Annotated in this window: 17 protein-coding genes and 1 pseudogene; 5 read left to right on the forward strand and 13 right to left on the reverse strand. The window is 62.2% G+C overall.

Translation table 11 applies throughout. The features are described 5' to 3' along the window. Window positions 1-24: 24 nt before the first annotated feature. The 8 genes and pseudogenes from cobA to K3819_RS09475 all read right to left on the reverse strand — a co-directional run bounded on the left by cobA (window position 25) and on the right by K3819_RS09475 (window position 11,633). Window positions 25-777: a uroporphyrinogen-III C-methyltransferase gene (gene cobA, locus K3819_RS09440; RefSeq protein WP_085649400.1), complete on the reverse strand. Its 753-nt coding sequence runs from the start codon at window positions 775-777 to the stop codon at window positions 25-27. Between the two features lie 13 nt (window positions 778-790). Further along, a complete protein-coding gene (locus K3819_RS09445; RefSeq protein ID WP_221399104.1) occupies window positions 791-3,505 on the reverse strand; it encodes a nitrate reductase in 2,715 nt (904 codons plus the stop codon). Continuing rightward, window positions 3,505-3,822: a nitrite reductase small subunit NirD gene (gene nirD, locus K3819_RS09450; protein ID WP_007951992.1), complete on the reverse strand. Its 318-nt coding sequence runs from the start codon at window positions 3,820-3,822 to the stop codon at window positions 3,505-3,507. Before nirD ends, K3819_RS09445 begins: the two co-directional genes overlap by 1 nt. Then, window positions 3,819-6,272 carry a nitrite reductase large subunit NirB gene (nirB, locus tag K3819_RS09455; RefSeq protein ID WP_221399105.1) on the reverse strand — a complete coding sequence of 818 codons (2,454 nt, stop codon included), beginning with the start codon at window positions 6,270-6,272 and terminating at the stop codon, window positions 3,819-3,821. The genes nirD and nirB overlap by 4 nt, the downstream gene beginning before the upstream one ends. 312 nt (window positions 6,273-6,584) lie before the next feature. Continuing rightward, window positions 6,585-8,252: pseudogene (locus tag K3819_RS09460) on the reverse strand (protein kinase domain-containing protein); the annotation flags it as partial. 7 nt (window positions 8,253-8,259) lie between these two features. Further along, window positions 8,260-9,471, reverse strand: coding sequence for a NarK/NasA family nitrate transporter (locus K3819_RS09465; protein ID WP_064594690.1), 1,212 nt, complete (start codon window positions 9,469-9,471; stop codon window positions 8,260-8,262). A gap of 359 nt (window positions 9,472-9,830) precedes the next feature. Beyond that, entirely contained in the window at window positions 9,831-10,406 is a 576-nt protein-coding gene (locus K3819_RS09470; protein WP_007916390.1) for an ANTAR domain-containing response regulator, read from the reverse strand. Window positions 10,407-10,421: 15 nt separating this feature from the next. After that, window positions 10,422-11,633 (reverse strand): CmpA/NrtA family ABC transporter substrate-binding protein, encoded by a 1,212-nt coding sequence (locus tag K3819_RS09475; RefSeq protein ID WP_221399106.1) that lies wholly within the window; start codon window positions 11,631-11,633, stop codon window positions 10,422-10,424. A 222-nt stretch (window positions 11,634-11,855) separates the two neighbouring features. Between K3819_RS09475 and K3819_RS09480 the strand changes: the two genes are divergently transcribed. After that, window positions 11,856-12,875, forward strand: a complete 1,020-nt coding sequence (locus tag K3819_RS09480) for a quinone-dependent dihydroorotate dehydrogenase (RefSeq protein ID WP_085609036.1) — start codon at window positions 11,856-11,858, stop codon at window positions 12,873-12,875. A gap of 197 nt (window positions 12,876-13,072) precedes the next feature. Here the strand turns inward: K3819_RS09480 and rmf are convergent, their stop codons facing one another. After that, window positions 13,073-13,288, reverse strand: a complete 216-nt coding sequence (gene rmf, locus K3819_RS09485; RefSeq protein ID WP_003223300.1) for a ribosome modulation factor — start codon at window positions 13,286-13,288, stop codon at window positions 13,073-13,075. Between the two features lie 530 nt (window positions 13,289-13,818). On the opposite strand from rmf, the gene rlmKL reads away from it, so the two are divergent. Both rlmKL and K3819_RS09495 read left to right on the forward strand, forming a co-directional pair. After that, window positions 13,819-16,089, forward strand: a complete 2,271-nt coding sequence (gene rlmKL / locus K3819_RS09490; RefSeq protein ID WP_064594693.1) for a bifunctional 23S rRNA (guanine(2069)-N(7))-methyltransferase RlmK/23S rRNA (guanine(2445)-N(2))-methyltransferase RlmL — start codon at window positions 13,819-13,821, stop codon at window positions 16,087-16,089. A gap of 146 nt (window positions 16,090-16,235) precedes the next feature. Beyond that, on the forward strand, window positions 16,236-18,620 hold the full coding sequence (locus tag K3819_RS09495) for a diguanylate cyclase (protein WP_221399107.1): 2,385 nt from the start codon (window positions 16,236-16,238) through the stop codon (window positions 18,618-18,620). A 115-nt stretch (window positions 18,621-18,735) separates the two neighbouring features. Here K3819_RS09495 and dacB read toward each other — a convergent pair whose 3' ends face one another. Then, the gene (dacB, locus tag K3819_RS09500) at window positions 18,736-20,196 is read right to left on the reverse strand and encodes a D-alanyl-D-alanine carboxypeptidase/D-alanyl-D-alanine-endopeptidase (protein ID WP_039770010.1); all 1,461 of its coding nucleotides are present in this window, start codon (window positions 20,194-20,196) and stop codon (window positions 18,736-18,738) included. 233 nt (window positions 20,197-20,429) lie between these two features. Between dacB and K3819_RS09505 the strand changes: the two genes are divergently transcribed. Further along, window positions 20,430-20,774 (forward strand): YggL family protein, encoded by a 345-nt coding sequence (locus K3819_RS09505; protein ID WP_039770011.1) that lies wholly within the window; start codon window positions 20,430-20,432, stop codon window positions 20,772-20,774. 60 nt (window positions 20,775-20,834) lie between these two features. Here the strand turns inward: K3819_RS09505 and K3819_RS09510 are convergent, their stop codons facing one another. After that, window positions 20,835-22,025 (reverse strand): benzoate/H(+) symporter BenE family transporter, encoded by a 1,191-nt coding sequence (locus tag K3819_RS09510; protein WP_039770013.1) that lies wholly within the window; start codon window positions 22,023-22,025, stop codon window positions 20,835-20,837. 223 nt (window positions 22,026-22,248) lie between these two features. Between K3819_RS09510 and K3819_RS09515 the strand changes: the two genes are divergently transcribed. Then, on the forward strand, window positions 22,249-23,013 hold the full coding sequence (locus K3819_RS09515) for a GntR family transcriptional regulator (RefSeq protein ID WP_007952027.1): 765 nt from the start codon (window positions 22,249-22,251) through the stop codon (window positions 23,011-23,013). 157 nt (window positions 23,014-23,170) lie between these two features. Here the strand turns inward: K3819_RS09515 and guaD are convergent, their stop codons facing one another. Together guaD and xdhC are read right to left on the reverse strand one after the other, a co-directional pair. After that, window positions 23,171-24,475: a guanine deaminase gene (guaD, locus tag K3819_RS09520; RefSeq protein ID WP_127797412.1), complete on the reverse strand. Its 1,305-nt coding sequence runs from the start codon at window positions 24,473-24,475 to the stop codon at window positions 23,171-23,173. A gap of 13 nt (window positions 24,476-24,488) precedes the next feature. Then, the gene (gene xdhC, locus K3819_RS09525; RefSeq protein WP_007952025.1) at window positions 24,489-25,346 is read right to left on the reverse strand and encodes a xanthine dehydrogenase accessory protein XdhC; all 858 of its coding nucleotides are present in this window, start codon (window positions 25,344-25,346) and stop codon (window positions 24,489-24,491) included. Window positions 25,347-25,366: the final 20 nt, after the last annotated feature.

Consider the following 25,366-nt stretch of genomic DNA (forward strand, 5'->3'; position numbering starts at 1 on the left):
GCGATTTGGTGAAACCGGGGATTGTCAGGCCAGTCGGTCGGCTGCCCAGCCAATCGAATCCATCTGGGTCGCCGCCGCTGCGACGGCGCCTATGACCAGAATCGCAGGACTCCTGAGCTGGAAACCAAGGGCATCGTCCTCCATCCCTGTCAGATCACTGCGGCATTCGCGTTGTTCTGGCAACGAGGCATTCTCGATCATCGCCACTGGTGTATCCGCCGCCATACCGCCCGCCAGCAGTTGCTCGCGAATCTCGCCGAGCTTCGCCACCCCCATGTAAATCACCAGCGTCGTGCCGCCCTGCGCCAAGGCCCGCCAGTTCAACTGGCTGTCGTCCTGAGTGTGGGCCGTGACCAGCGTCACACCCCGGGCCACGCCGCGCAACGTCAGCGGGATATCACACTGGGTCGCGCCGGCCAGTCCGGCGGTGATGCCATTGACCAGTTCCACTTCGACCCCGCGCTCACGCAACCACTGCGCTTCCTCACCCCCGCGCCCGAAAATGCACGGATCGCCGCCCTTGAGCCGCACCACGCATTTGCCCTGACGGGCGTAACGCAACATCAGCCGATGGATGAACGCCTGAGGCGTCGAACGACAGCCGCCGCGTTTACCGACGGCAATGATCCGCGCAGCAGGGCAGTGTTCAAGTACCGCCTCATTGACCAGATCGTCGATCAGCACCACCTCGGCTTCGCGCAAGGCCCGCACCGCTTTGAGCGTCAGCAATTCAGGATCACCGGGACCCGCGCCCACCAGCCAGACTTTCGCGTTCATGGTGTTTTCCTCTTCAGATGACGGCGACCGGACGCACTTCGGCGGCCAGCAAACGCTTGATTTCCGGGACGCAGGAGCCGCATTGCGTGCCGCACCCCAATGTATTTTTCAAACCCTGCAGATCCAGGCCATCACGGATACCGGCGCAGACCGCGCTGTGGCTGACGTTCTTGCAGTTGCACAGGGTCTTGTCCGCCACAGTCTGCACGCCGGCATTGCCCGGCGGCGCACTCATCGGTGCCAGCAGCCAGCGCCGCAGTTGTTCGTCGGCGCGGCCTTCGAGCCACAGACCTTGCAACCAGTGCTGGGCGAGGGTTTCACCGGCAAGGCGGATCGCGGTGATTCGCCCGTTTTCGATGCGTACCCGTTTGCCAATGGCGCGGCGAGGATCGTCATACGCCAGCACCGGCCCATCGATCAGGGCCAGGCACTGGTCGATTTCACCCAGCAATTGCGGTTCTGGCGCCACGGCGCTGGCTGCGCGTATCAGCAGCGCAGGCCGTTCACGTCCGACAAGGCTGAGACTCGCGTAGGAAAACGCCTCACAGAGTGGTCGAAGCGCCTCGAAATGCCGTTGAACATCGCCCTCGATCAGTGCGAACAATTGCCATGGCAAGTCCACCGTTTCCAGCCGCACACCGCTGTGCTTGAGTTCCGGTTGTTTCGACAAAGGATCGAAGGCGGGCAGGGTCAGGCTGTTCACGCCGCCCTTGAGGAAACGATCGCCCCAGTGCATCGGCAGGAACGCCTGGCCCGGACGCACGCTGTCATCACTGGCGACCGCCACGATCACTGCACCCCGACGACTTTTCAGATTCACCAGATCCCCCGGTTGCAAGCGGTGGCGGCGCAATTCGTCCGGATGCAGACTCAACACTGCTTCGCTGACATGACCGAATAACTGCGCCGCCGTGCCGGTGCGGCTCATACCGTGCCATTGATCACGCAGGCGGCCAGTGATCAGGGTCAGTGGAAAGCGCGCGTCGCGTTGTTCTTTGGCGGCGCGATAGGGATCGGCAACGAACTGTGCGCGCCCGTTCGGCGTAGGAAAGATACCGTCGCCATACAGCCGGGCTGTACCTTGGCGGGCGCCAGCGGGGAAGGGCCATTGCTGTGGCCCCAGCTCATCAATCAACCGATGGCTGATCCCGGACAAATCCAGATCGCGTCCCTGGGTCAGTTGTTTGTACTCGTCAAAAAGCTGCGCCGGTTGCTCGAACGCAAACAGACCTGGCTGTTGCGGGCGCAGACGTTTCTCCAGGCGTTGTGCGAAATCAACGGTAATCGCCCAGTCCGGACGCGCTTCACCCGGTGCGGCAATGGCCTGACGGACGTGGGAAATCCGCCGCTCGGAGTTGGTCACCGAGCCTTCTTTCTCGCCCCAACTGGCCGCCGGCAACAGTAGATCGGCAAACGCCGCGGTTTCGGTGGTGCGAAACGCCTCCTGCAACACCACGAACGGACAAGTCTCCAGCGCCGCGCGGACGGCGTTCTGGTCAGGCATCGATTGTGCGGGGTTGGTGCAGGCAATCCACAACGCCTTGATCTTGCCGCTGCGCACTTGTTCAAACAGTTCGATGGCGCTGAGACCGGTATTTTCCGGCAGCTTATCCACACCCCAATACGCCGCGACTTCTGCGCGGTGCTCTGGATTGGCGACTTCACGATGGCCTGGCAACAGGTTGGAAAGACTGCCGGTTTCGCGCCCGCCCATGGCATTTGGCTGACCGGTCAGGGAGAAAGGTCCTGCACCCGGCCGGCCGATTTGTCCGGTGGCCAAGTGCAGATTGATCAGCGCGCTGTTCTTGGCGCTGCCAGCGGTGGACTGGTTCAGGCCCATGCACCACAGCGACAGAAAACTCGGCGCGGTACCGATCCATTCGGCGCATTGCTGCAGCTGCTCGACACTGATCCCGCACAACTGCGAAACCATCGCCGGCGTGTAGTCGCGCACCAGGCTTTTCAGCTCGGGGAGGCCTTCGGTGTGGGCCTTGATGAAGTCGCGGTCGATCCAGTCTTCCCACAACAGCAGATGCAAAATCCCATGGAACAACGCGACATCGGTGCCCGGCAGAATCGCCAGATGCAGGTCCGCCAGATCGCAAGTGTCGGTGCGCCGTGGATCAATGACGACGACTTTCATCTGCGGGCGGTGGGATTTGGCTTCTTCGAGGCGGCGAAAAAGGACTGGATGGGCGTAGGCCATGTTACTGCCGACGATCACCACGCAATCGCTCAACTCCAGGTCTTCGTAGCTGCACGGTGGTGCGTCGGCGCCGAGGCTGCGCTTGTAGCCGACCACCGCCGAAGACATGCACAGCCGCGAATTGCTGTCGATGTTATTGGTGCCGACCAGCGCCCGCGCCAGTTTGTTGAAGGCGTAGTAGTCCTCGGTCAGCAACTGCCCGGAGATATAGAACGCCACGCTGTCCGGGCCGTGTTCGGCGATGGTGTCGGCGAACACGTTGGTGGCGTGATCCAGCGCGGTGTCCCAGTCGCAACGACTGCGCGCCAGGCCTTTGCCCAAGCGCAATTCCGGATACAACGCCCGGGCCGCCAGATCGCCGGTCAGGTGCAGGGTCGAGCCTTTGCTGCACAGTTTGCCGAAGTTGGCCGGGTGCGCCGGATCGCCGCTGACGCCGAGGATGCGCTCGCCGTCATGCTCGATCAGCACGCCGCAGCCGACCCCGCAATAGCAGCAGGTCGAGGCGGTCGTCTGGCGGTTCATCAGACGGCGTCCCGCAGGGCCAGTTGCACGCGGCCGTTTTCCACTCGGGCCGGGTGATGGTGCGCGCAGCCGACGTCCGGGGCCTGGGCTTCGCCGGACTGCAGGTCGATCTGCCAGTTGTGCAGCGGGCAGGCGACACGTTTGCCGTAGATCAGGCCTTGGGACAACGGGCCGCCCTTGTGCGGGCAGCGGTCATCGAGTGCGAAAACTTCGTCGTCGCTTGTGCGAAAGATCGCGATGTCACCTTTGGGCCCGGCGATGATCCGCGAACCGAGGGCGTTGATCTCTTCCAGGGCACAGATATCGAGCCAGTTCATGCCGGCACCTCCAGGTTTTTCACGGGAATCACGTCGAATTCTTTTTTCAGTTGCGGCTGGGCGAGGCGCTCTTTCCACGGATCCTGTTCGAACGACAGGGAGAATTGCAGGCGCTCGTTCAGGGCCTTGCGGCGCTCGGGATCTTCCAGCACAGCTTTCTTGATGTGCTCCATGCCGACCCGTTGCAGGTAGTGCACGGTGCGTTCGAGGTAGAAGGCTTCTTCGCGGTACAGCTGCAGGAACGCGCCGTTGTACTCGCGCACTTCCTCGGCGGTCTTGAGCTTGACGAAGAACTCGGCGACTTCGGTCTTGATCCCGCCGTTGCCACCGATGTACATCTCCCAGCCGGAATCGACGCCGATGATGCCTACGTCCTTGATCCCCGCTTCCGAACAGTTGCGTGGGCATCCGGAGACCGCCAGCTTCACTTTGTGCGGCGACCACATGTTGAACAGGTCATGTTCGAGGTCGATGCCCAACTGGGTCGAATTCTGCGTGCCGAAGCGGCAGAACTCGCTGCCGACGCAGGTTTTCACGGTGCGGATGGATTTGCCGTAGGCGTGGCCGGACGGCATGTCGAGGTCTTTCCATACACCGGGCAGGTCCTGTTTCTTGATTCCCAAAAGGTCGATGCGCTGGCCGCCGGTGACCTTGACCATCGGCACCTGATATTTGTCCGCCACGTCGGCGATCCGCCGCAGTTCCGACGGGTTGGTCACGCCGCCCCACATCCGTGGCACCACCGAGTAGGTGCCATCCTTCTGGATGTTGGCGTGGGCCCGTTCGTTGATCAGGCGCGACTGCGGATCGTCCTTGGCTTCGCCGGGCCAGGTTGAAATCAGGTAATAGTTGAGGGCCGGACGGCAGGTGGCGCAGCCGTTCGGGGTGCGCCAGTTGAGGTAGCTCATGGTGCCGGCGATGGTCAGCAGGTGCTGCTCGCGAATGGCCTGGCGAATCTGGCCATGGTTGAGATCGCTGCAACCGCAGATGGCTTTTTCGCTTTTCGGTTTGACGTCCGCCGCGCCGCCGACGGTGTTGATCAGGATCTGCTCGACCAGACCGGCGCAGGAGCCGCAGGAGCTGGCGGCCTTGGTGTGTTTCTTCACTTCGTCGACGCTGAACAGGCCATGTTCCTGAATCGCCTTGACGATGCTGCCCTTGCACACGCCGTTGCAGCCGCAGACTTCGGCGTTGTCGGCCATGCTCATGGCTTTGTCCTGGCCTTGATGTCCTACATCGCCGAGTGCGTTTTCTCCGAACATGAGGTGATCGCGGATCTCGCCAATGGCGTGATTCTCACGAATTTGCCGGAAATACCAACCACCATCTGCCGTATCGCCGTACAGACAGGCGCCGACCAGCACGTCATCCTTGATCACCAGTTTTTTGTACACCCCGCCGATCGGGTCGGAGAGGGTGATGGTCTCGGTGCCTTCGCCGCCCATGAAGTCGCCGGCGGAAAACAGGTCGATGCCGGTGACTTTCAGTTTGGTCGACGTCACCGAGCCCTGATAACGGGCGAAACCCAGTTGGGCCAAGTGGTTGGCGCAAACCTTGGCCTGTTCGAACAGCGGCGCCACCAGGCCGTAGGCAATGCCACGATGGCTGGCGCATTCACCGATGGCATAGATGCGCGGGTCGTAGGTTTGCAGGGTGTCGTTGACCAGAATCCCGCGATTGCACGGGATGCCGGCCTTTTCCGCGAGTTCGGTGTTGGGGCGAATGCCGGCAGCCATGACCACCAGATCGGCGGGAATGATGTCGCCGTTCTTGAACTGCACCGAGCCGACCCGACCATTACCGGCGTCGTGCAGGGCCTGGGTCTGTTCGCACAGGCGAAAGTGCAGGCCACGGGCCTCGAGGGCGGTTTGCAGGAGCTGGCCGCTGGTCTTGTCCAGTTGCCGCTCCAGCAGCCATTCACCGAGGTGCACCACGGTGACGTGCATGCCGCGCAGCATCAGGCCGTTGGCCGCTTCGAGGCCGAGCAGGCCGCCGCCGATCACCACGGCGTGCTTGTGGGTTTTTGCGGTGTCGATCATCGCCTGGGTGTCGGCGATGTCGCGGTAACCGATCACGCCCTGCAAGGTGTTGCCGGGGATCGGCAGGATGAACGGGGTCGAGCCGGTGGCGATCAGCAGGCGATCGTATTCGGCCTCGGTGCCGTCTTCGGCGATCACCCGGCGTTTGACCCGGTCGATCTCCACCACTTTGCGGTTGAGCAGCAGTTTGATGCCGTTTTCCAGGTACCAGTCGAGGTCGTTGAGCACGATCTCTTCGAAGGTCTGCTCGCCGGCCAATACCGGCGACAGCAGGATGCGGTTGTAGTTGGTGTGCGGTTCGGCGCCGAAGACCGTGATGTCGTACAGCTCGTTGCTCAGCTTGAGCAGTTCTTCCAGGGTGCGGACCCCGGCCATGCCATTGCCGATCATCACCAGTTTGAGTTTTTTCATCAGGTTCTCCGGGAGCATCGGGCTTGCCTCTTGTGGGCAGTCAGGCCTTGCTCGACAAAAATGGCGCAAACAAAAAAGGCGTCCCGCCAGTTACCTAGCGAGGACGCCTTTGTCCTTGTCCCGTTCTCTCGGGAAGCCTGGCCTTCGTCGTTGAAGGTCGGGCTTTATGTCAGTTGAAAACGTTAATGCAGTGGTTGTGCCAAGTCGCGCTGAGCCGCGAATTCACTGGGGTAATGCTGGAATTGGCCAGGTGTTCATTGTGTTTTTTGCACTGAATGGAAGCGGCACGCCCGTTAATGGAGCGCCGCATTCGCCATGAAACAACAGAAACAGCAGCACCAGATTGCCCAGCAGCGCCAGTAATGCCAGTGTCCGCCAGACCTTCAGCGGCTCGCGTTCCAGCAAGGGGCGAGGGCGTACATTCAGGCTGCGGCGCTCACCTTGCTCCAGCATCAGCAACCATTCCTCGGCGGTTTCATAGCGTTGCAAGGGATCAGCCGCCACAGCGCGTTCCAGACACTGCGCCAGCCACTCCGGCAGATCCGGGCGATAGCGACCGGCACTCACCGGCACCCCGAAACGCGGGCGCTGGAACGCTTCGATCTCACCGTAGGGAAAATGCCCGGTGAGCAAGAAATACAGAGTCACGCCCACCGCATACAGATCCTGTTGTGCGCCGGGTGCGGCGCCCTGAAAGGCTTCCGGTGCGATGTAGCTCGGGGTTCCGGGCAAGGTCGACGGTGTGTCCTGCGACAGACCGGGGCAATACGCCAGACCGAAATCCAGCAGGCGCAACTCGCCGTCGTCCCCCAGGTGCAGGTTTTCCGGTTTGATGTCGCGGTGCAGGATCTGCCGTCGATGCAGCAGGCCGACGGCCCGCAGCAGGCGTTCGGCCAGATCCTGCCACTGGGCCAGTGGCAGCGGGCCGCTTTGTTCGAACAACTGCGCCAGGGTGGTTCCCGAATATTCACGCATCACGTAGTACAAATGCTGACGCTGACCGGCGCTATGGACTTCAGGGAAATGCCGCCCGGCGACGCGTTTGAGAAACCATTCCTCCGCCAGCAAGGCCTGACCGGCCTGAGCATCGTCTGCCAGTGGTGCAGGCAAGGTCTTCAACAGCCACGCCTGACCCTGACCATCGAGCACGCGATACAGCAGCGATTGCTGGCTCTGACTTATAACCTCTTGAACCCGCCAGCCTTCAAAGGCCTGAGCCGGTTTCAGCGGCGGGGGCAGGGGCCATTGCTGCAAATGAATCAACGCATCGCCAAGGCTGGCCTCGCCAACCGCATCCACCCGCACCAACAGCGCACTGGCATTGTCCTGACTGCCGGCCAGATGCGCAGCGTTGACCAGCGTTTGCGCGGCACTGTGCAGGTCCGGTTGATCGCGCAGAATCCCGGCGATGGCGGTATCGCCAAGCGCGGCCCACACGCCGTCACTGAGCAGCACGAAACATTCGCCGTCACGCAGTTCGCCGTCGAGAAAGTCCAGCACCAGATGCTGATCCAGCCCCAGTGCGCGCTTGAGCACATGCTGCATGCCCGGTTGATCCCAGACGTGATCCTCGCTGATTCGCTGCAAGGTTTCGGCGTGCCAGCGATAAACCCGGCAATCGCCGACGTGCGCCAGGGTAAAGCGCCGGCCGCGCATGACCAGCGCACTGACCGTGGTGAGCAGCGGCTGACCGCCACCATTGGCCTGCAACCAGCGGTTTTGTGCGAGCAGCAGACGATCGAGGGCCTGGGCCACGCTCCAGGTTTCCGGGGTGGCGTAGTAGTCCAGCGCCAGCGCCTGCAAGGTCGAACGCGCGGCCAGACCACCGTCGGCGCACTGGCTGACGCCGTCGGCGATGGCGAACAGGAAACCCTTGCTGGCGGCCAGCGCCGGGGCCGGAGTCACCAGGCGCAAGGCGTCCTGGTTTTCCGCGCGGGGACCGGTGGCGCTGGCTTCGGCAAAGCTCAGTTGCAGAGCCATTCGGGCCTCAGACCCGGGCAGCGGTCACGGCCGCCGAACCCCAGGTGGTTCTCCAGCGACGTTTGACCCCATGCAGGCCGAACCACGCCAGCACGCCAAGGCTGGCGAACAACCACAGCGCCAGTTGATAGCTGCCGGTGCTCTGTTTGATCGCGCCCATGCCTGCCGCCAGGGCAAAGCCGCCGATGCCGCCGGCCATGCCGATCAGCCCGGTCATCACGCCGATTTCACGCCGAAAGCGCTGTGGCACCAGTTGGAACACCGCGCCATTACCCGCGCCGAGACCGAGCATGGTGCAGACGAACAGGGCCAGCGCCGCGTAGGAACTCGGCAGGTTGAAGCCGACCGCCGCGATGCAGACTACGGCCACTGTGTACATCGCCAGCAGGGTGCGAATTCCGCCGAACCGGTCCGCCAGCGCGCCACCCAGCGGTCGCATCAGGCTGCCGCCGAACACGCAGGCGGCGGTGTAGTAACCGGCGGTCACCGGGCTGAGGCCGTATTGATCGTTGAAGTAGCCGGGCAGGGCGCTGGCCAGGCCGATGAAGCCGCCGAAGGTGACGCTGTAGAAAAACATGAACCACCAGCTGTCGCGGTCGCCCAGGGCCTTGAAGTAGTCGGCCATGGATTTGGCTTTTGGTCGCTCGGGAGCGTTTTTTGCCAGCCAGGCGAACAGCACCAAAGTCAGGAGCAGTGGAATCAGGGCGAAACCGAACACATTGCTCCAGCCGAACGCCGCCGCCAGTACCGGGGCGATCAGCGCGGCGAACACGGTCCCGGAATTGCCGGCCCCGGCGATGCCCATCGCCTTGCCCTGATGCTCCGGCGGATACCATTGCGACGCCAGCGGCAGGGCCACGGCGAACGACGCTCCGGCCATGCCGAGGAACAGGCCGAGCAGCAGAGCCTGTTCGTAACTGTGGATGCCCAGTTTCCAGGCACCGAACAGTGCACAGATCACGATCACCTGGCCGATCAGCCCGGCAGTCTTGGGTGACAGGCGATCGGCAAGCATGCCCATCGCAAAGCGCAGCACCGCGCCGGCCAGAATCGGCGTCGCCACCACGAGGCCGCGCTGTTGAGTGGTCAGGTGCAGGTCGCCAGCAATCTGCACCGCCAGCGGGCCGAGCAGATACCAGACCATGAAGCTCAGGTCGAAATACAGGAAGGCCGCGAACAGGGTCGGGGTGTGGCCGGATTTCCAGAAGCTTTTATTCATCGCGCACCTCAGCTGTTAAGAATCTCGAGAAGGAGTCACAAGCCAGCAAGTGGAGCGCCGCCACGGCCGCACCACCGGCCCCGGGCTGTGGGGCCAAAACGCAAAAACGCCGCTACCCGGATCGCCGAAAAGGGCGAAAAGGGTGAGCGACGTCTTTGTCGTAGGTGGGGCAACCGCCGTTGGTTACCTGTAGGGATTGCTTAGCGAGATTTGTGCCAATAGTCTGAAATCGCGTTACGGCCAATCGCGGGCAAGCCCGCTCCCACAGGTTCCGCATTAATCACAGAGACTGTGTACGACAACGAAACCTGTGGGAGCTGGCTTGCCAGCGATGGGGCCTTTACAGGCCCCACGAAACTTCAGCCAAGCAACTCGCTCATGGCAATGATTTGCTCCGCCACCTGAATCAGTTTCTGCTGGCGGCTCATGGCCTGGCGGCGCATCAGGGTGTAGGCCTCTTCTTCGTTGCAGTCCTTCATTTTCATCAACAGGCCTTTGGCCAGTTCGATGCGTTTGCGCTCGGCCAGTTGCTGGTCGCGGGCCTGTAGCTGGGCGCGCAAGGCCTGATCGCTTTCGAAGCGGGCCATGGCCACGTCGAGAATCGGCTGCAGGCGCTGTGCGTGAATGCCTTCGACGATGTAGGCACTGACCCCGGACTTGATCGCCTGACGCATCACGCCGGGATCATGCTCGTCGGTGAACATCACGATCGGCCGGGGCTGGTCGCGGCTGACCAGCACCACTTGCTCCATCACATCGCGGCTCGGTGACTCGGTATCGATCAGGATCACGTCCGGACGCACCGTTTCGACGCGCGCCGGCAGGTCGATGGTCAGGCCCGACTCGTCGATCACCTCGAAACCGGCCTCGGTCAGCGCGGCTTTCAGGCGTCCGACTTTTTTCGCGGTGTCGTTGATCAGCAGAATGCGCAGCATGTTCGCGGTCTCCTGTCAGCGCTGGGCGAGAAGGGGTGCGCTGTCGCTCAGCGCGTGGAGCTTGAAGCTTCGGGCGTAGGTGGCCGGATCACTACCATCCCAGATTTTGCCGTCGATCAACTGGCTGCTGCGCATGTCCTTGCCCCAGGCTGCAACGCCCACAGCAGTCGCTGCGTCGCGATAGATCTCCAGTTGCTGCACCTGACGGGCGACGGCGAGGTAGTCCGGGTCATCGCGCAGCAAACCCCAGCGGCGGAACTGGGTCATGAACCACATGCCGTCCGACAGGTACGGCAGGTTCACCGCGCCATCGCCGTGAAAGCGCAGGGCGTGCGGGTCTTGCCAGCGATTGCCGAGGCCATCGTCGTAGTCGCCGAGAAAGCGTGGTTCGATGCAGGAGACCGGGGCGTCGAGGTACTCGGCGGCGCTGAGAAGTTGCGCGGTGCTGCGGCGGTTTTCCGGGCTTTCTTCAATGAATCGGCTGGCTTCCAGGATCGCCATCACCAAGGCCCGCGCGGTGTTGGGGTATTGCTCGACGAAGGCGCGGGTGCAGCCGAGGACTTTTTCCGGATGATCGGGCCAGATGGTCTGGCTGGTGGCCAGGGTGAAACCGAGATTCTGCTGCACGGCGCTGGCCGCCCAGGGCTCGCCGACGCATAAACCATCGATGCGACCGGCCTGAAGGTGCGCGACCATTTGCGGCGGCGGCACCACCACGCTGTCGACATCCTGCAACGGATGAATGCCCTGGCTCGCCAGCCAGTAATACAGCCACATGGCATGGGTGCCGGTCGGGAAGGTCTGGGCGAAGGTCAGTTTTGCGCGGGTTTGGTGCACATGATGGTGCAGCGCTTCAGGACCGGTCACGCCCAGGCCCTGCAAGCCGTGGGACAGGTTGAGGCTCTGGCCGTTCTGATTCAGACCCATCAGCACCGCCATGTCGGTTGACGCGACGCCGCCGATGCCCAGATGCACCGCGTAAATCAGACCGTAAAGGCTGTGGGCGGCATCGAGTTCGCCGCTGACCAGATTGTCCCGCAGGTTGGCCCAGGAACTCTGGCGCTTGAGATTCAGGGTCAGGCCGTAAGGCTGGGCAAAGCCCTGAGTGGCGGCGACCACCAGCGAGGCGCAGTCGCTCAGGGCCATGAAGCCCAGGTTGATCGCGCTTTTTTCCGGGGCATCGCTGCCGTTGACCCAGGCCAGCGGCCCGGCGGAGGTTTGAGTCATGAAAGCCACCCTCAAAAAAAACGTCGTCCCAGGCTTTGCCCGCGCAAAACCGAGAGACGACGCCATTGTCCTTGCCTGCACGCCACCATTGGCCTGCCGGCTGATGCCGTGGAAGGTGCAAGGCATATGCCATGCGCACGGATTTACCCGTGCGCCTCGCGCGGCGGGGGGATGCCCGGCTATAATCGCCGCCTCTTTTCGCCGTCCGAGTCATAGCCGCCCATGTACACCCTGGCCCGTCAGCTGTTGTTCAAACTTTCCCCGGAAACCTCCCACGATCTATCGCTGGATCTGATCGGCGCGGGCGGGCGTTTGGGCCTCAACGGCTTGCTGTGCAAGGCCCCGGCGTCGCTGCCGGTGACTGTCATGGGCCTGGAGTTCCCGAACCCTGTGGGTCTGGCGGCCGGTCTGGACAAGAACGGCGCGGCCATCGACGGCTTCGCCCAGCTGGGTTTCGGGTTTGTCGAAATCGGCACCGTGACCCCGCGTCCGCAGCCGGGCAACCCGAAACCACGGATTTTCCGCCTGCCGGAAGCCGAGGCGATCATCAACCGCATGGGGTTCAACAACCTCGGTGTGGATAACCTGCTGGCGCGGGTGGCGGCGGCCAAATACAAAGGCGTGCTGGGGATCAACATCGGCAAGAACTTCGACACTCCGGTCGAGCGCGCAGTGGACGACTACCTGATCTGCCTGGACAAGGTTTACGCCCACGCCAGTTACGTCACGGTCAACGTCAGCTCGCCGAACACCCCGGGCCTGCGCAGCCTGCAGTTCGGCGATTCGCTCAAGCAATTGCTGGCGGACCTGGCCACGCGCCGCGCCGAACTGGCGCTGCGCCACGGCAAGCATGTACCGCTGGCGATCAAGATCGCGCCGGACATGACCGACGAAGAAACCGCGCAAGTCGCCCAGGCACTGATCGAAACCGGGATGGACGCGGTGATCGCCACCAACACCACCCTCAGCCGCGTGGGCGTCGAAGGCATGGAACACGGGGACGAGGCGGGCGGTCTGTCCGGCGCGCCGGTTCGCGAGAAGAGCACCCATACCGTGAAAGTGCTGGCGTCCGAGCTGGGCGGCAAGCTGCCGATCATCGCGGCGGGCGGCATCACCGAAGGCAAGCATGCGGCCGAGAAGATCGCGGCCGGCGCGAGCCTGGTGCAGATCTACTCCGGCTTCATCTATAAGGGCCCGGCGCTGATCCGCGAGTCCGTGGATGCGATCGCCGCCAAGCGCTGATCCTTTGTGGGAGCGAGCAGGTCGAGTCGTCGCACCGTCGCTCCCACAGGTTTTGTGTATGGCATAAATAATGCGGCGGGCATAAAAAAGGGCTCCTCGAAGGAGCCCCTGGGCCGTAGCCCGCCGTCCGGGAAGGACGTGCATGGTGATCAGGTTGTTACGAAATCAGATTGTCGTGTCGGAATAAGTGCCCTGTGTCAGCCGACGGCGTGAAGTTCGTTGAGTCTGTGGATTCCCGCAGTGCCGGTCATACCGTCCCAGTTGTCGCCGCGTCCTTCTCGCCAGCCGTTGATCCAGGCTTGACGTACCGACGGTAGAGTAAATGGGCAAAGCTCACGGGATTTACCACCAACGCCATATTGATATCCGCGCAAAAATGCTCTTTCCAACGGATCACGCTTAAGTCTTCTCATAGGGTGTTTCCCTCACTTGTTGACTGTTTTTGTCGCGTCGACCTCAATTGAGGTCTGGCAGAAAAACTCTGCCGTTGGCGGCTCGCTGCCGGCGTGGCGAGCCAAGGTGTTGACGCCGTTGCGACGTCAACCTGTGTTCAGTTCTAACCAATGAGTCACATCGATGGAATGACCGTTTTGTCATAAGGACGTAACGAAAAAGATGCTATGGCCATAAGTAACCGCGTATTTATCCAGCGTCCATTGGCCAAACCCCGGTATGATCGGCCCCGCGCTGGATGATGAGGTTAATCCTTTAGTGAGAATGACCCACGTTTACGCTGGGCTACTATTCGACGAAGGGTTGCTTTGAGTCATTTTGTTGCTTCAACTTTTTTATCTGTCCCGGCATCTAAGCTCTTTTAACCCGAGCAGCGGGGATGGAACGGCACACCTTCGTGCCACGCGGGCGCTCTTGTAGAAAAGCGCCTGATTGAAAACCGGATCGGCAATGCGTTGCCGGTTCATCAGCCAAAGGCTCTGGAAAAACCATGTCCGACCGTTTCGAACTCTTCCTCACTTGCCCCAAAGGCCTTGAAGGCCTGCTCATCGAGGAAGCCGTCGGGCTTGGCCTTGAAGAGGCCCGCGAACACACCTCCGCCGTGCGTGGCATGGCGACCATGGAAACCGCTTATCGCCTGTGCCTCTGGTCGCGTCTGGCCAACCGGGTGCTGCTGGTCCTTAAGCGCTTCCCGATGAAAAACGCCGAAGACCTGTACCACGGCGTACTCGACGTCGACTGGCAGGACCACATGCTGGCCGACGGCACCCTGGCCGTGGAATTCAGCGGTCATGGCTCAGGCATCGACAACACCCACTTTGGCGCCCTGAAGGTCAAGGACGCCATCGTCGACAAACTGCGCACCCCGCAGGGCGACCGTCCAAGCATCGACAAGCTCAACCCGGATCTGCGCATTCACCTGCGCCTGGATCGCGGCGAAGCGATTCTGTCTCTCGATCTGTCCGGCCACAGCCTGCACCAGCGCGGCTATCGCTTGCAGCAGGGCGCCGCGCCGCTGAAGGAAAACCTCGCAGCCGCCATCCTGATCCGTTCCGGCTGGCCGCGCATCGCCGCCGAAGGTGGCGCGCTGGCGGACCCGATGTGCGGTGTCGGTACGTTCCTGGTCGAAGCCGGCATGATCGCCGCCGATATGGCGCCGAACCTGCGTCGCGAACAGTGGGGCTTTACCGCCTGGCTCGGTCACGTGCCGGCGCTGTGGAAAAAACTGCATGAAGAAGCCGTCGAGCGTGCTGCTGCCGGTCTGGCCAAGCCGCCGCTGTGGATTCGTGGTTATGAAGCCGACCCACGCCTGATTCAGCCGGGCCGCAACAACGTCGAACGCGCCGGCCTGAGCGAGTGGATCAAGATCTATCAGGGCGAAGTCGCGACCTTCGAACCGCGTCCGGACCAGAACCAGAAAGGTCTGGTCATCTGCAACCCGCCGTACGGCGAGCGTCTGGGTGATGAAGCCAGTCTGTTGTACCTCTACCAGAACCTGGGCGAGCGTCTGCGTCAGGCCTGCCTGAACTGGGAAGCGGCGGTGTTTACCGGCGCGCCGGACCTGGGCAAGCGCATGGGCATCCGCAGCCACAAACAGTATTCGTTCTGGAACGGCGCGCTGCCGTGCAAGCTGCTGTTGATCAAGGTCCTGCCGGATCAGTTCGTCACCGGCGAGCGCCGCACCCCGGAGCAGCGTCAGGCCGAGCGCGAGCAAGCCGCCTACGATCAGACGCCGAACGAGCCGCAAGAGCGCAAGTTCAACAAGAACGGTAACCCGATCAAACCGACGCCGGCCCCGGCGCCAGTGGTCGAGCAGCCGCGCCTGAGCGAAGGCGGGCAGATGTTTGCCAACCGTCTGCAGAAGAATCTCAAGGCGATGGGCAAGTGGGTCAAGCGCGAAGGCATCGACTGCTACCGCGTCTACGATGCGGACATGCCGGAATACGCCATGGCCATCGACCTGTACCACGACTGGGTACACGTTCAGGAATATGCCGCGCCGAAGTCGATCGATCCCGAAAAAGCCTCGATCCGCATGTTCGATGCCCTGGCGGCCATCCCGCAGGCGCTGAACATCGACAAGAGCCGCGTGGTGGTCAAGCGCCGCGAGCGTCAGAGCGGCACCAAGCAGTACGAGCGTCAGGCGGCTCAGGGCAAGTTCAATGAAGTGACCGAGGGCGGCGTGAAGTTGCTGGTCAACCTCACCGATTACCTCGACACCGGGCTGTTCCTCGATCACCGGCCGATGCGCATGCGGATTCAGAAAGAGGCGGCCGGCAAGCGCTTCCTCAACCTGTTCTGCTACACCGCGACCGCCAGCGTGCACGCAGCCAAGGGCGGCGCGCGCAGCACCACCAGCGTCGACCTGTCGAAAACCTACCTCGACTGGGCGCGCCGCAACCTGTCGCTCAACGGTTTCTCCGACAAGAACCGTCTGGAGCAGGGCGATGTGATGGCGTGGCTTGAGAACTGCCGTGAAGAGTACGACCTGATCTTCATCGATCCGCCGACCTTCTCCAACTCCAAGCGCATGGAAGGCATCTTCGACGTGCAGCGTGATCAGGTGCAGTTGATCGACCTGGCCATGGCGCGTCTGGCAGCGGGCGGGGTGTTGTATTTCTCCAACAACTTCCGCAAGTTCCAGCTCGAAGACAACCTGGCCGAGCGTTACGCGGTCGAGGAAATCACCGCCAGCACCATCGACCCGGATTTCGCCCGCAACGGCAAGATCCACCGCGCCTGGAAAATCACGGCTCGTTGACACTCTGCAACATTGGATCCACAGAGCCTTGATTTTTAAAGGCTCTTGGATCCGTTCAGAACTAGCCAAATTAGTGGCTAATAGCTATAACTCACACACGGCCGATGGGGTTTTTCCCGCAGATGCTGACGTAGTGAGTGACTTTTATGTCGTTGCACCCCGTGCGCCCGAAGATATTGGGTTTTATCAGCGAAGAAGTCTCGGCCTGGCTGGTCGCGGTGCTGGTATTGCTCGCCGGCGGGATTCTCACGGGGCTGCTCGCCTGGGGCACCCTCAATCAGTTCCACAGCCAGTTGCGCCAGCGCTTTCAGCTACTGGCCAACGAGCGCTACAGCCGCATCGAAGAACGTTTTCAGGATCAGGAGCAACGCCTCGATGGCCTGCGCCGGTTCTTCGCCAACTCCGAATCGGTGTCCCGCGCCGAATTCGACGGCTACACCCACCCTTTATTACTGCGCACCCAGGCCTATTCGTTCGCCCTGCGGGTGAGCGGTGCCGAGCGTGCAGCGTTTGAACAGCGGGCGCGGGATGAAGGCCTGAGCACCTTCAGCGTGCGCGAACTCAATGCCCGCGGCGAGCTGCAACTGGCCTCGGCCCGCGATGAATACGTAGTGGTGTTGTACAGCCAGACCCAGAGCCGGCTTGGCGCGCCGCTGGGTTACGACTTGCTGGCCCAGCCATTGCGCCGCTCGACCCTTGAACGTGCCGACCAGCTTCGCGGCCTGGCGGTCTCGCAGCCGATGCATCTGGTCGGTATCGAGCCGGCTTACGCACGCGGCGTCTTGTTGGTGGCACCGCTGCTGCGCAAAGGGGAGTCCAGATCATATGGCTATGTGATGGCTGTCATCAGCATGCGTCAGCTGCTGGCAGACGGCTTGCCGGATGCACTTCATGACTATCTTTCGGTGCGCATCCTCGATCTGTCCACCAACGATCAGCATGAAGTGTTGTTCGAGTCGACCAATGAACCGGTGCCGAGCGATCTGTCGGCTACGCGGTTGGTGCGCATGGCCGATCACGACTATCAGGTGGATATTCTGCCCAGCGAAGCGTTCATGCAGGCCAACCATTCGGCGGTGGGCAGCGTGGTGGTGCTGGGCGGGTTGCTCAGCCTGCTGTTGAGCGCGCTGCTTTATGTGCTGGTCAGTCAGCGCCAGCGCGCGTTGCGCATGGTCGAGTTGCGTACTCAAGAACTGCATGAACGCGAACAGGAACTGCGCGGCACCCACGGCCAGTTGCGCGGGGTACTCAACGCGGCGACCCAAGTGGCAATCATCGCCACCGACCTGCGCGGCGTGATCAACACGTTCAACCCCGGTGCCGAGCAGATGCTCGGTTATCACAGCAACGAAGTGGTCGGCCACATGACCCTGGAAAACCTGCACTTTCCCCGGGAACTGGTGGCCCGCGCGGCGGAGCTCAGCGCCCGCTATGGCAAAACCATTCCGACCTGCCAGGCGATGCTGGTGGAGGGTGGCGAAGTCGGCGGGCACGAGGCGCGCGAGTGGACGCTGGTGCGCAAGGACGGCAGCCACATTCCAGTGAACATGCTGGCCACACCGGTGCTGGACGAGCAGGGGCTGTGGGTCGGGCACCTGGCGATCTGCATCGACATCACCGAGCGCAAGCGCGTGCACGAAGCGCTGGCCGCACGGGACGTGCTGTTGAAAAAGCTCAGCGCCCACGTGCCCGGCGGGATCTATCAATTCAAGATGGAGTTCGACGGACGCTTCAGTGTGATCTACGCCAGCGACGGCATCCGCGAAATCTACGAGCTGGAGCCGGATGTGCTGCTGCTCAACGCCGAAGCGATCTTCACCCGCATCCACCCGCAGGATGTCAGCCGCGTGCGCAAGTCGATCCGCGCTTCGGCGGACAACCTCAGCCCGTGGCGCGAGGAATACCGCGTGCAATTACCCGGGCGCGGCCTGCGCTGGGTTCGCGGCGAGGCGACGCCGGAGGAATTGCCGGGCGGCGGCGTGCTGTGGCACGGCTATATTTCGGATATTTCCGACCTGAAACGGGTGGAAGAAGAATTGCGCGCGCTGTCGGTGACCGATTCCCTGACCGGCATTCACAACCGGCGCTATTTCCAGGAGCGCCTGACCACCGAGATGGCCCGGGTCGAGCGTGGCGGTGGCGAGTTGTCAGTGATCATGCTCGACATCGACCACTTCAAACGGATCAACGATCAGTACGGTCACGCGGTGGGCGACCGCGTGTTGCAGGCGGTTTGCGAGCGCATCGGTCACCGGCTGCGGCGTACCGACGTATTCTGCCGGTTGGGCGGCGAAGAGTTCATGGTGCTGTGCCCGGACATCGACGGCGATCACGCCCACATGCTGGCCGAGGAGTTATGGCACAGCCTGCGCAGTGCGCCGATCGACGTGGTGGGGGTGGTGACGGCCAGTTTCGGGATTGCCAGCTGGCGACCGGGGGAGGGCGCGGATGCGCTGTTGCTGCGGGCGGATTCCGGGGTGTATGCGGCGAAGCAGGGCGGACGGGATCGGGTCGAGCGGCAGATGAACTAGGCACTGAACATGTGGGAGCCAGCCTGCTGGCGATGGCGGAGTGTCAGTCACTGGATCATTGACTGAACTGACGCTATCGCCAGCAGGCTGGCTCCCACAGTGTTTTGTGGCGTGCTTACAGAACCGAAGCAGTCTGCGGCGTCCGCGGCTGTTTATAGAGATCCAGCAGCACCTGATCCAGCACCGACGATGCGCCGAACGGGGCCTTGTCGTTGAGGATCGCCACCACCGCCCAGGTGTTGCCGTTGACGTCGCGGCTGAAGCCGGCAATCGCCCTTACGGTGTTCAGGGTGCCGGTCTTGACGTGGGCTTCGCCGCGCATCGCGGTGGTCTTCAGGCGTTTGCGCATGGTGCCGTCGGTGCCGGCAATCGGCAGCGAGCTGATGTACTCGGCGGCGTAAGGGCTGTGCCAGGCCGCTTGCAGCATGTTGGCCATTTCCCGGGCGCTGACCCGCTCGGAGCGCGACAGACCTGAACCGTTTTCCATCACCAGATGCGGCGCGGTGATGCCTTTCTTCGCCAGCCACTGACGGACCACACGTTGCGCGGCTTTGGCGTCATCGCCGTCGGCGTCGTTGCGGAATTTCTGGCCCAGGCTCAGGAACAGTTGCTGAGCCATGGTGTTGTTACTGTATTTGTTGATGTCGCGGATGATTTCCGCCAGATCCGGCGAGAACGCACGGGCCAGTACTTTGGCGCTGCTCGGGGTCGGGGCCAGACGATCCTTGCCCTGGATGCTGCCACCCAGTTCCTTCCAGATCGCCCGCACGGCGCCGGCGGTATAGGTCGCGTGGTCGAGCAGCGACAGATAAGTCTGCGAGCTGCAGCCTTCGCCCAACTGGCCGGCCACGGTCACGGTCACGCTGCCATCGGCCTGCGGCACCGGGTTGTAGCGCACGCCGCCGGTGCATTGTTTGGAGTTGAGCGCTTTGACGGTGTTTTCGATGTTGATGCTGGCAATCGGCGGCTCGACCGAGATCAATACCCGGCCGTTGTCATTGCGAGCCACGAAACGCAGAGCCTTGAGGTTGACCAGCAGCGAATCCGGCTTGACCAGGAACGGCTTGTTCTCGTCGTTGCCGTCATCGTTGAATTCCGGCAGTTGCGGCTGCACGAAGAAGCTGCGATCGAGCACCAGATCACCGGTGACCTGGGTCACGCCGTTGGCACGCAGGTCGCGCATCAGCAGCCAGAGTTTTTCCATGTTCAGCTTCGGATCGCCACCACCTTTGAGGTAGAGGTTGCCGTTGAGGATCCCGCCGTTCAGGTCGCCGTCGGTGTAGAACTCGGTTTTCCACTGATGGTTGGGGCCGAGCATTTCCAGTGCCGCGTAAGTGGTGACCAGCTTCATCGTCGAGGCCGGGTTGACCGACACGTCGGCGTTGTACACGGTCGGCGTGCCCGGACCGTCCAGCGGCACCATCACCAGCGACAGGGCGGTGGGCTGCAGCTTGCTGGCCTTGAGGGCTTTTTCGACGTTGGGGGTCAGGGCGGTGTTGATGGTGGCAGCGGAGACGGGCAAGGCCAGCGGCAGAAGAAGACCGGCCAGGAGCAGAGGACGCAACGATTTGATCATATGAAATAAAACCCTACAGCCGAGGGGAAAAAGACGAGGACATGGATGAAAAGGCCCTCAGTGGTCATGAAAGTGTCGGCATTATGCCCCAAGCTGTTACAGCTTGTGCCTTTCGCAAGGGCGCCAATTCGTTATTTTTTTACAGGCGGTCGCACGCACGTCCCAGAGAGTCGGGCAATCGCCGGCTTAAACTGGTAAAGTGCCGGCCGTTATTACTTAAGAGGATTGTTCCAATGGCGACTAACCGTTCCCAGCGTCTGCGCAAAAAACTGTGCGTCGATGAATTTCAAGAGCTGGGTTTCGAACTGAACCTGGGCTTCAAAGAAGACCTGTCCGAAGAAGCCATTGACGCTTTCCTCGAAGCATTCATCAAAGAAGCCATGGAAGCCAACGGTCTGGGCTATGTCGGCGGCGACGACTTCGGTCTGGTTTGCCTGCAGAAGCGCGGCTCGGTCACCGAAGAGCAGCGCGCTGCTGTTGAAGCCTGGCTGAAAACCCGCTCCGAGCTGACCAGCACTGAAATCAGCCCGCTGCTGGACGTCTGGTATCCGGAAAAGCCGATCAACGCGGCCAAGTGATACTGAAAAAACGGCGACCCGAGGGTCGCCGTTTTTTTATGCCTGCTTTTTACTCAGGCCTCAAGCCTTGCGCCAGTTGAGGATCAGCAAGGTCAGCACCCCCGCGACAATCCCCCAGAACGCCGAACCGATGGAAAACAACGTCAGCCCCGACGCCGTAACCATGAACGTGATCAGCGCCGCTTCCCGTTCCTTCACCTCGGTCATGGCGATGCTCAAGCCGTTGATGATCGAACCGAACAGCGCCAGCGCCGCAATCGACAGCACCAGTTCCTTCGGCAGCGCAGCAAACAGCGCCGCCAGCGTGGCGCCGAACACCCCGGCAATCCCGTAGAAAATCCCGCACCACACCGCAGCGGTGTAGCGTTTGTTGCGATCCTCATGGGCATGGGGGCCGGTGCAGATCGCCGCGCTGATGGCCGCCAGGTTGATGCCGTGGGAACCGAACGGCGCCAGCAGCAACGACGCGATGCCGGTGGCGGTGATCAGCGGCGAGGCCGGGACGTTGTAACCGTCGGCCCGCAGCACGGCGATGCCGGGCATGTTTTGCGAGGTCATCGCTACCACAAACAGCGGAATGCCGATGCTGATGGTCGCCGCGAGGGAAAAGTGCGGCGTGGTCCAGACCGGTGTCGCCACTTCCAGATGAAAGCCGCTGAAGTCCAGCAAACCCATGAAGCCCGACAGCGCGGTGCCGATCAGCAGCGCAGCGAGCACCGCATAACGTGGTGACAGGCGTTTGACGATGAGGTAAGTGAAGAACATCCCTAGCACCAGGCCGGTGCGGTGCTGTGCGGCGACGAAGATTTCACTGCCGATCTTGAACAGGATCCCCGCCAGCAGCGCGGCGGCGAGGGAGGCCGGGATCTTTTTCACCAGCCGTTCGAAGCTGCCGGTCAGGCCGCAAATGGTCACCAGCACTGCGCAGGTGATGTAGGCGCCGATGGCTTCGCCGTAGGTGACGCCGCCGAGGCTGGTGATCAACAGCGCCGCGCCGGGCGTCGACCACGCAATGGTAATCGGCGTGCGATAGCGCAGGGACAGACCGATCGAACACACCGCCATGCCGATGGAGATCGCCCAGATCCACGACGAAATCTGCCCGCTGGTCAGGCCCGCCGCCTGCCCGGCCTGGAACATCAGCACCAGCGAACTGGTGTAGCCGGTCATCATCGCGATGAACCCGGCGACGATTGCGGAGGGCGATGTGTCCGCCAGCGGGCGCAGTCGGGTGTGGGTAATTTCGTTCATGACAGCGGCATTCCTTGTTCAAGCCACGGATTTCGGGTTTAGCCTAAACTCAAACGTAACGGAGCGTTGCAATACAGCCGAAGTCGCAAACAGCCGTACAGTCGTGTTGCCACCCTCCATTGTGTACAATCGCGCTGTTTTTTACGCGATACTTGCCAGCGACCCACTGTGCCGTATTACAGTCACGGTCAATTCGCCGCCGTTCTTCCCGACTCGAGTGCCCATGAACGAACAGTTGCAACCCCTCAAGAAACAACCGCGAGCAGGCAAAGCCGGCCGCAGCGGAACCCAGGACGATATTGTCTATGCGCATATCTTCGAGGCCATCCTCGAACAGCGCCTGGCGCCCGGCACAAAGTTGAGCGAAGAAGCGCTGGGGGAAATTTTCGGGGTCAGCCGCACCATCATTCGCCGCGCGCTCTCGCGTCTGGCCCATGAAGGCGTGGTGCTGCTGCGGCCGAACCGTGGCGCGGTCGTCGCCAGCCCGAGCGTTGAAGAGGCGCGTCAGGTGTTCCTCGCCCGACGTCTGGTGGAGCGCGCGATTACCGAGCTGGCGGTGCAACACGCCACCGCCGAGCAGATCGCCGAACTGCGCCAGATGGTCAACGACGAACGCGACAGCTTCTCCCGTGGCGATCGCGGCGCCGGCATCCGTCTCTCCGGCGAATTCCACCTGAAACTGGCGGAAGCGGCGAAGAACGCGCCATTGATCAGCTTCCAGCGCAGCCTGGTTTCGCAAACGTCGCTGATCATTGCCCAGTATGAAAGCGGCAACCGCTCGCACTGCTCCTACGACGAGCACACCCAGTTGATCGACGCCATCGAAGCGCGCAATGGCGAGCTGGCGGTGGATCTGATGATGCATCACATGGATCACATCGACAGCAAGCTCAACCTCGACGAGGAAAGCGCGTCCGACGATCTGCATGCAGTGTTCTCGCATCTGTTGCAGACCAAGAAGCCGGGGCGGCCGGCGGTCAAGCTCTGAGCTGACACCGTGTCTCGCCTATCGCGAGCAGGCTCGCTCCCACAGGGGAATGCATTGCAAATGTGGGAGCGAGCCTGCTCGCGATAGCTGTCCGATAGGCAACAAAAAATCCCCCGGTGTGAACACCACCGGGGGATTTTTTATGCCTTGGGAAAACTCAGCGCTGGTGTACCAGCGCACCCGCCGCATAGGTCTGGGCCACGGTGCGGTCATCGCCCAGGGTCATCAGTACGAACAGCGTCTCGGCAATATTGTTGGCCTGCTTCAGGCGGTAGCTCAGCAGCGGCGTAGCGTTGTAGTCGAGCACCAGGAAGTCGGCGTCGGAGCCCGGTTGCAGGTTGCCGATCCTGTCTTCCAGACGCAGCGCCCGCGCGCCGCCGAGGGTGGCGAGGTACAGCGACTTGAACGGGCTCAGGCGCGCACCTTGCAGCTGCATCACCTTATAGGCTTCGTTCAGGGTTTGCAGCAGCGAGAAACTGGTGCCACCACCGACGTCAGTGCCGAGGCCGACGTTCAGCTTGTGCTTCTCGGCCATCGGCAGGTTGAACAGGCCGCTGCCGAGGAAGAAGTTCGAGGTCGGGCAGAAGGCGACCGCCGAACCGGTCTGCGCCAGGCGCGCGCATTCGTCGTCGCACAGGTGCACGCCGTGGGCAAACACCGAGCGCTCGCCGAGCAATTGATAGTGGTCGTAGACGTCCAGATAGCCCTTGCGCTCCGGGAACAGCTCCTTGACCCACTCGACTTCCTTGAGGTTTTCGCTGATGTGGGTCTGCATGTACAGATCCGGGTATTCACTGAGCAGCTGCCCAGCGAGGGTCAGCTGTTCCGGGGTGCTGGTCGGGGCGAAGCGCGGGGTTACGGCGTAATGCAAACGACCCTTGCCGTGCCAGCGCTCGATCAGCGCCTTGCTGTCGACGTAGCTCGATTCCGGGGTGTCGGTCAGGTAGTCCGGTGCGTTGCGGTCCATCATCACCTTGCCCGCGATCATCCGCAGATCCAGCTTCTCGGCCGCTTCGAAGAACGAGTTCACCGATTGCGGGTGCACGCTGCCGAACACCAGCGCGGTGGTGGTGCCGTTGCGCAACAGTTCCTTGATGAAAATATCCGCCACTTCATCGGCGTGGGCCTTGTCGGCGAACTGGCTCTCGCACGGGAAGGTGTAGGTGTTCAGCCAGTCCAGCAGTTGCTCGCCATAGGCGCCGACCATGCCGGTCTGCGGCAGGTGGATGTGGGTGTCGATGAAGCCCGGAGTGATCAGCGCATCCTTGTGATGGGTGATCTCGATGTCCGCCGGCAGCGTCGGCAGCAGTTCACTGGCGTGGCCGAGGGCGCTGATCTTGCCGTCATCGACCACCAGCAGTCCGTCCTCGAAATACTCGTAGGAGGCTTCGATGCCGACCTCGGCAGGGTCGGCGATGCTGTGCAGGATGGCGGCGCGGTAGGCTTTGCGAGTCAGAGGCATGAGGGTTCTCTAATCAGTTTGAGGCTTTGAGTGTGGCGGCCTGACTGCGGCGCGAAACCGGCAGCAGTTTGGCAATCGGTTCGGCGCTGGCGGTGTGCTGGCCGAAATTGGCGTTATAGGTGGCGATGATTTCGCCGGCGATGGAGATGGCGATTTCCACAGGCAACTTGCCTTTGACTTCGCCGATGCCCATCGGGCAGCGCATGCGTTGCACGACGCTGGCGTCGAAGCCACGGTCACGCAGGCGGTGTTCGAACTTGGCGCGTTTGGTCTTCGAGCCGATCAGGCCGAACCAGGTGAAGTCGTTGCGCTTGAGGATCGCGGCGGTGAGCTCCAGATCCAGCTGATGATTGTGGGTCATGACGATGCAGTAGCTGCCGGCGGGCAGGTCGTCGATTTCATCCACAGGTTCCTCGGCGACGATCTTGCGCACGCCGTGGGGAATCTGCTCGGGGAATTCCTCTTCCCGGGAATCGATCCAGCGTACCCGGCAGGGCAGGCTGGCGAGCAGCGGCACGAGCGCGCGGCCGACATGGCCGGCGCCGAACACGGCGATCTGCGCCTGCACCTGGCCCATCGGTTCGAACAACAGCACCGTGGCGCCGCCGCAGCACTGGCCAAGGCTGGCGCCGAGGCTGAAGCGCTCAAGATGGGTGTCCTGCTTGCCGCTGGCGAGCATCTCGCGGGCGATCTGCATGGCTTTGTATTCCAGGTGCCCGCCACCGATGGTGTCGAAAGTCTGGCGGGCGCTGACGACCATCTTCGAGCCGGCATTGCGCGGCGTCGAGCCGAGTTCTTCGATGATCGTCACCAGAACGCAGGGTTCGCCCTGGTTCTGCAGGTCGGCGAGGGCGTCGATCCAGTTGTACATGTTCACCTCGACATCTGTCG

Source organism: Pseudomonas sp. 3-2, assembly GCF_019710535.1.
Taxonomy (GTDB): domain Bacteria; phylum Pseudomonadota; class Gammaproteobacteria; order Pseudomonadales; family Pseudomonadaceae; genus Aquipseudomonas; species Aquipseudomonas pharyngis.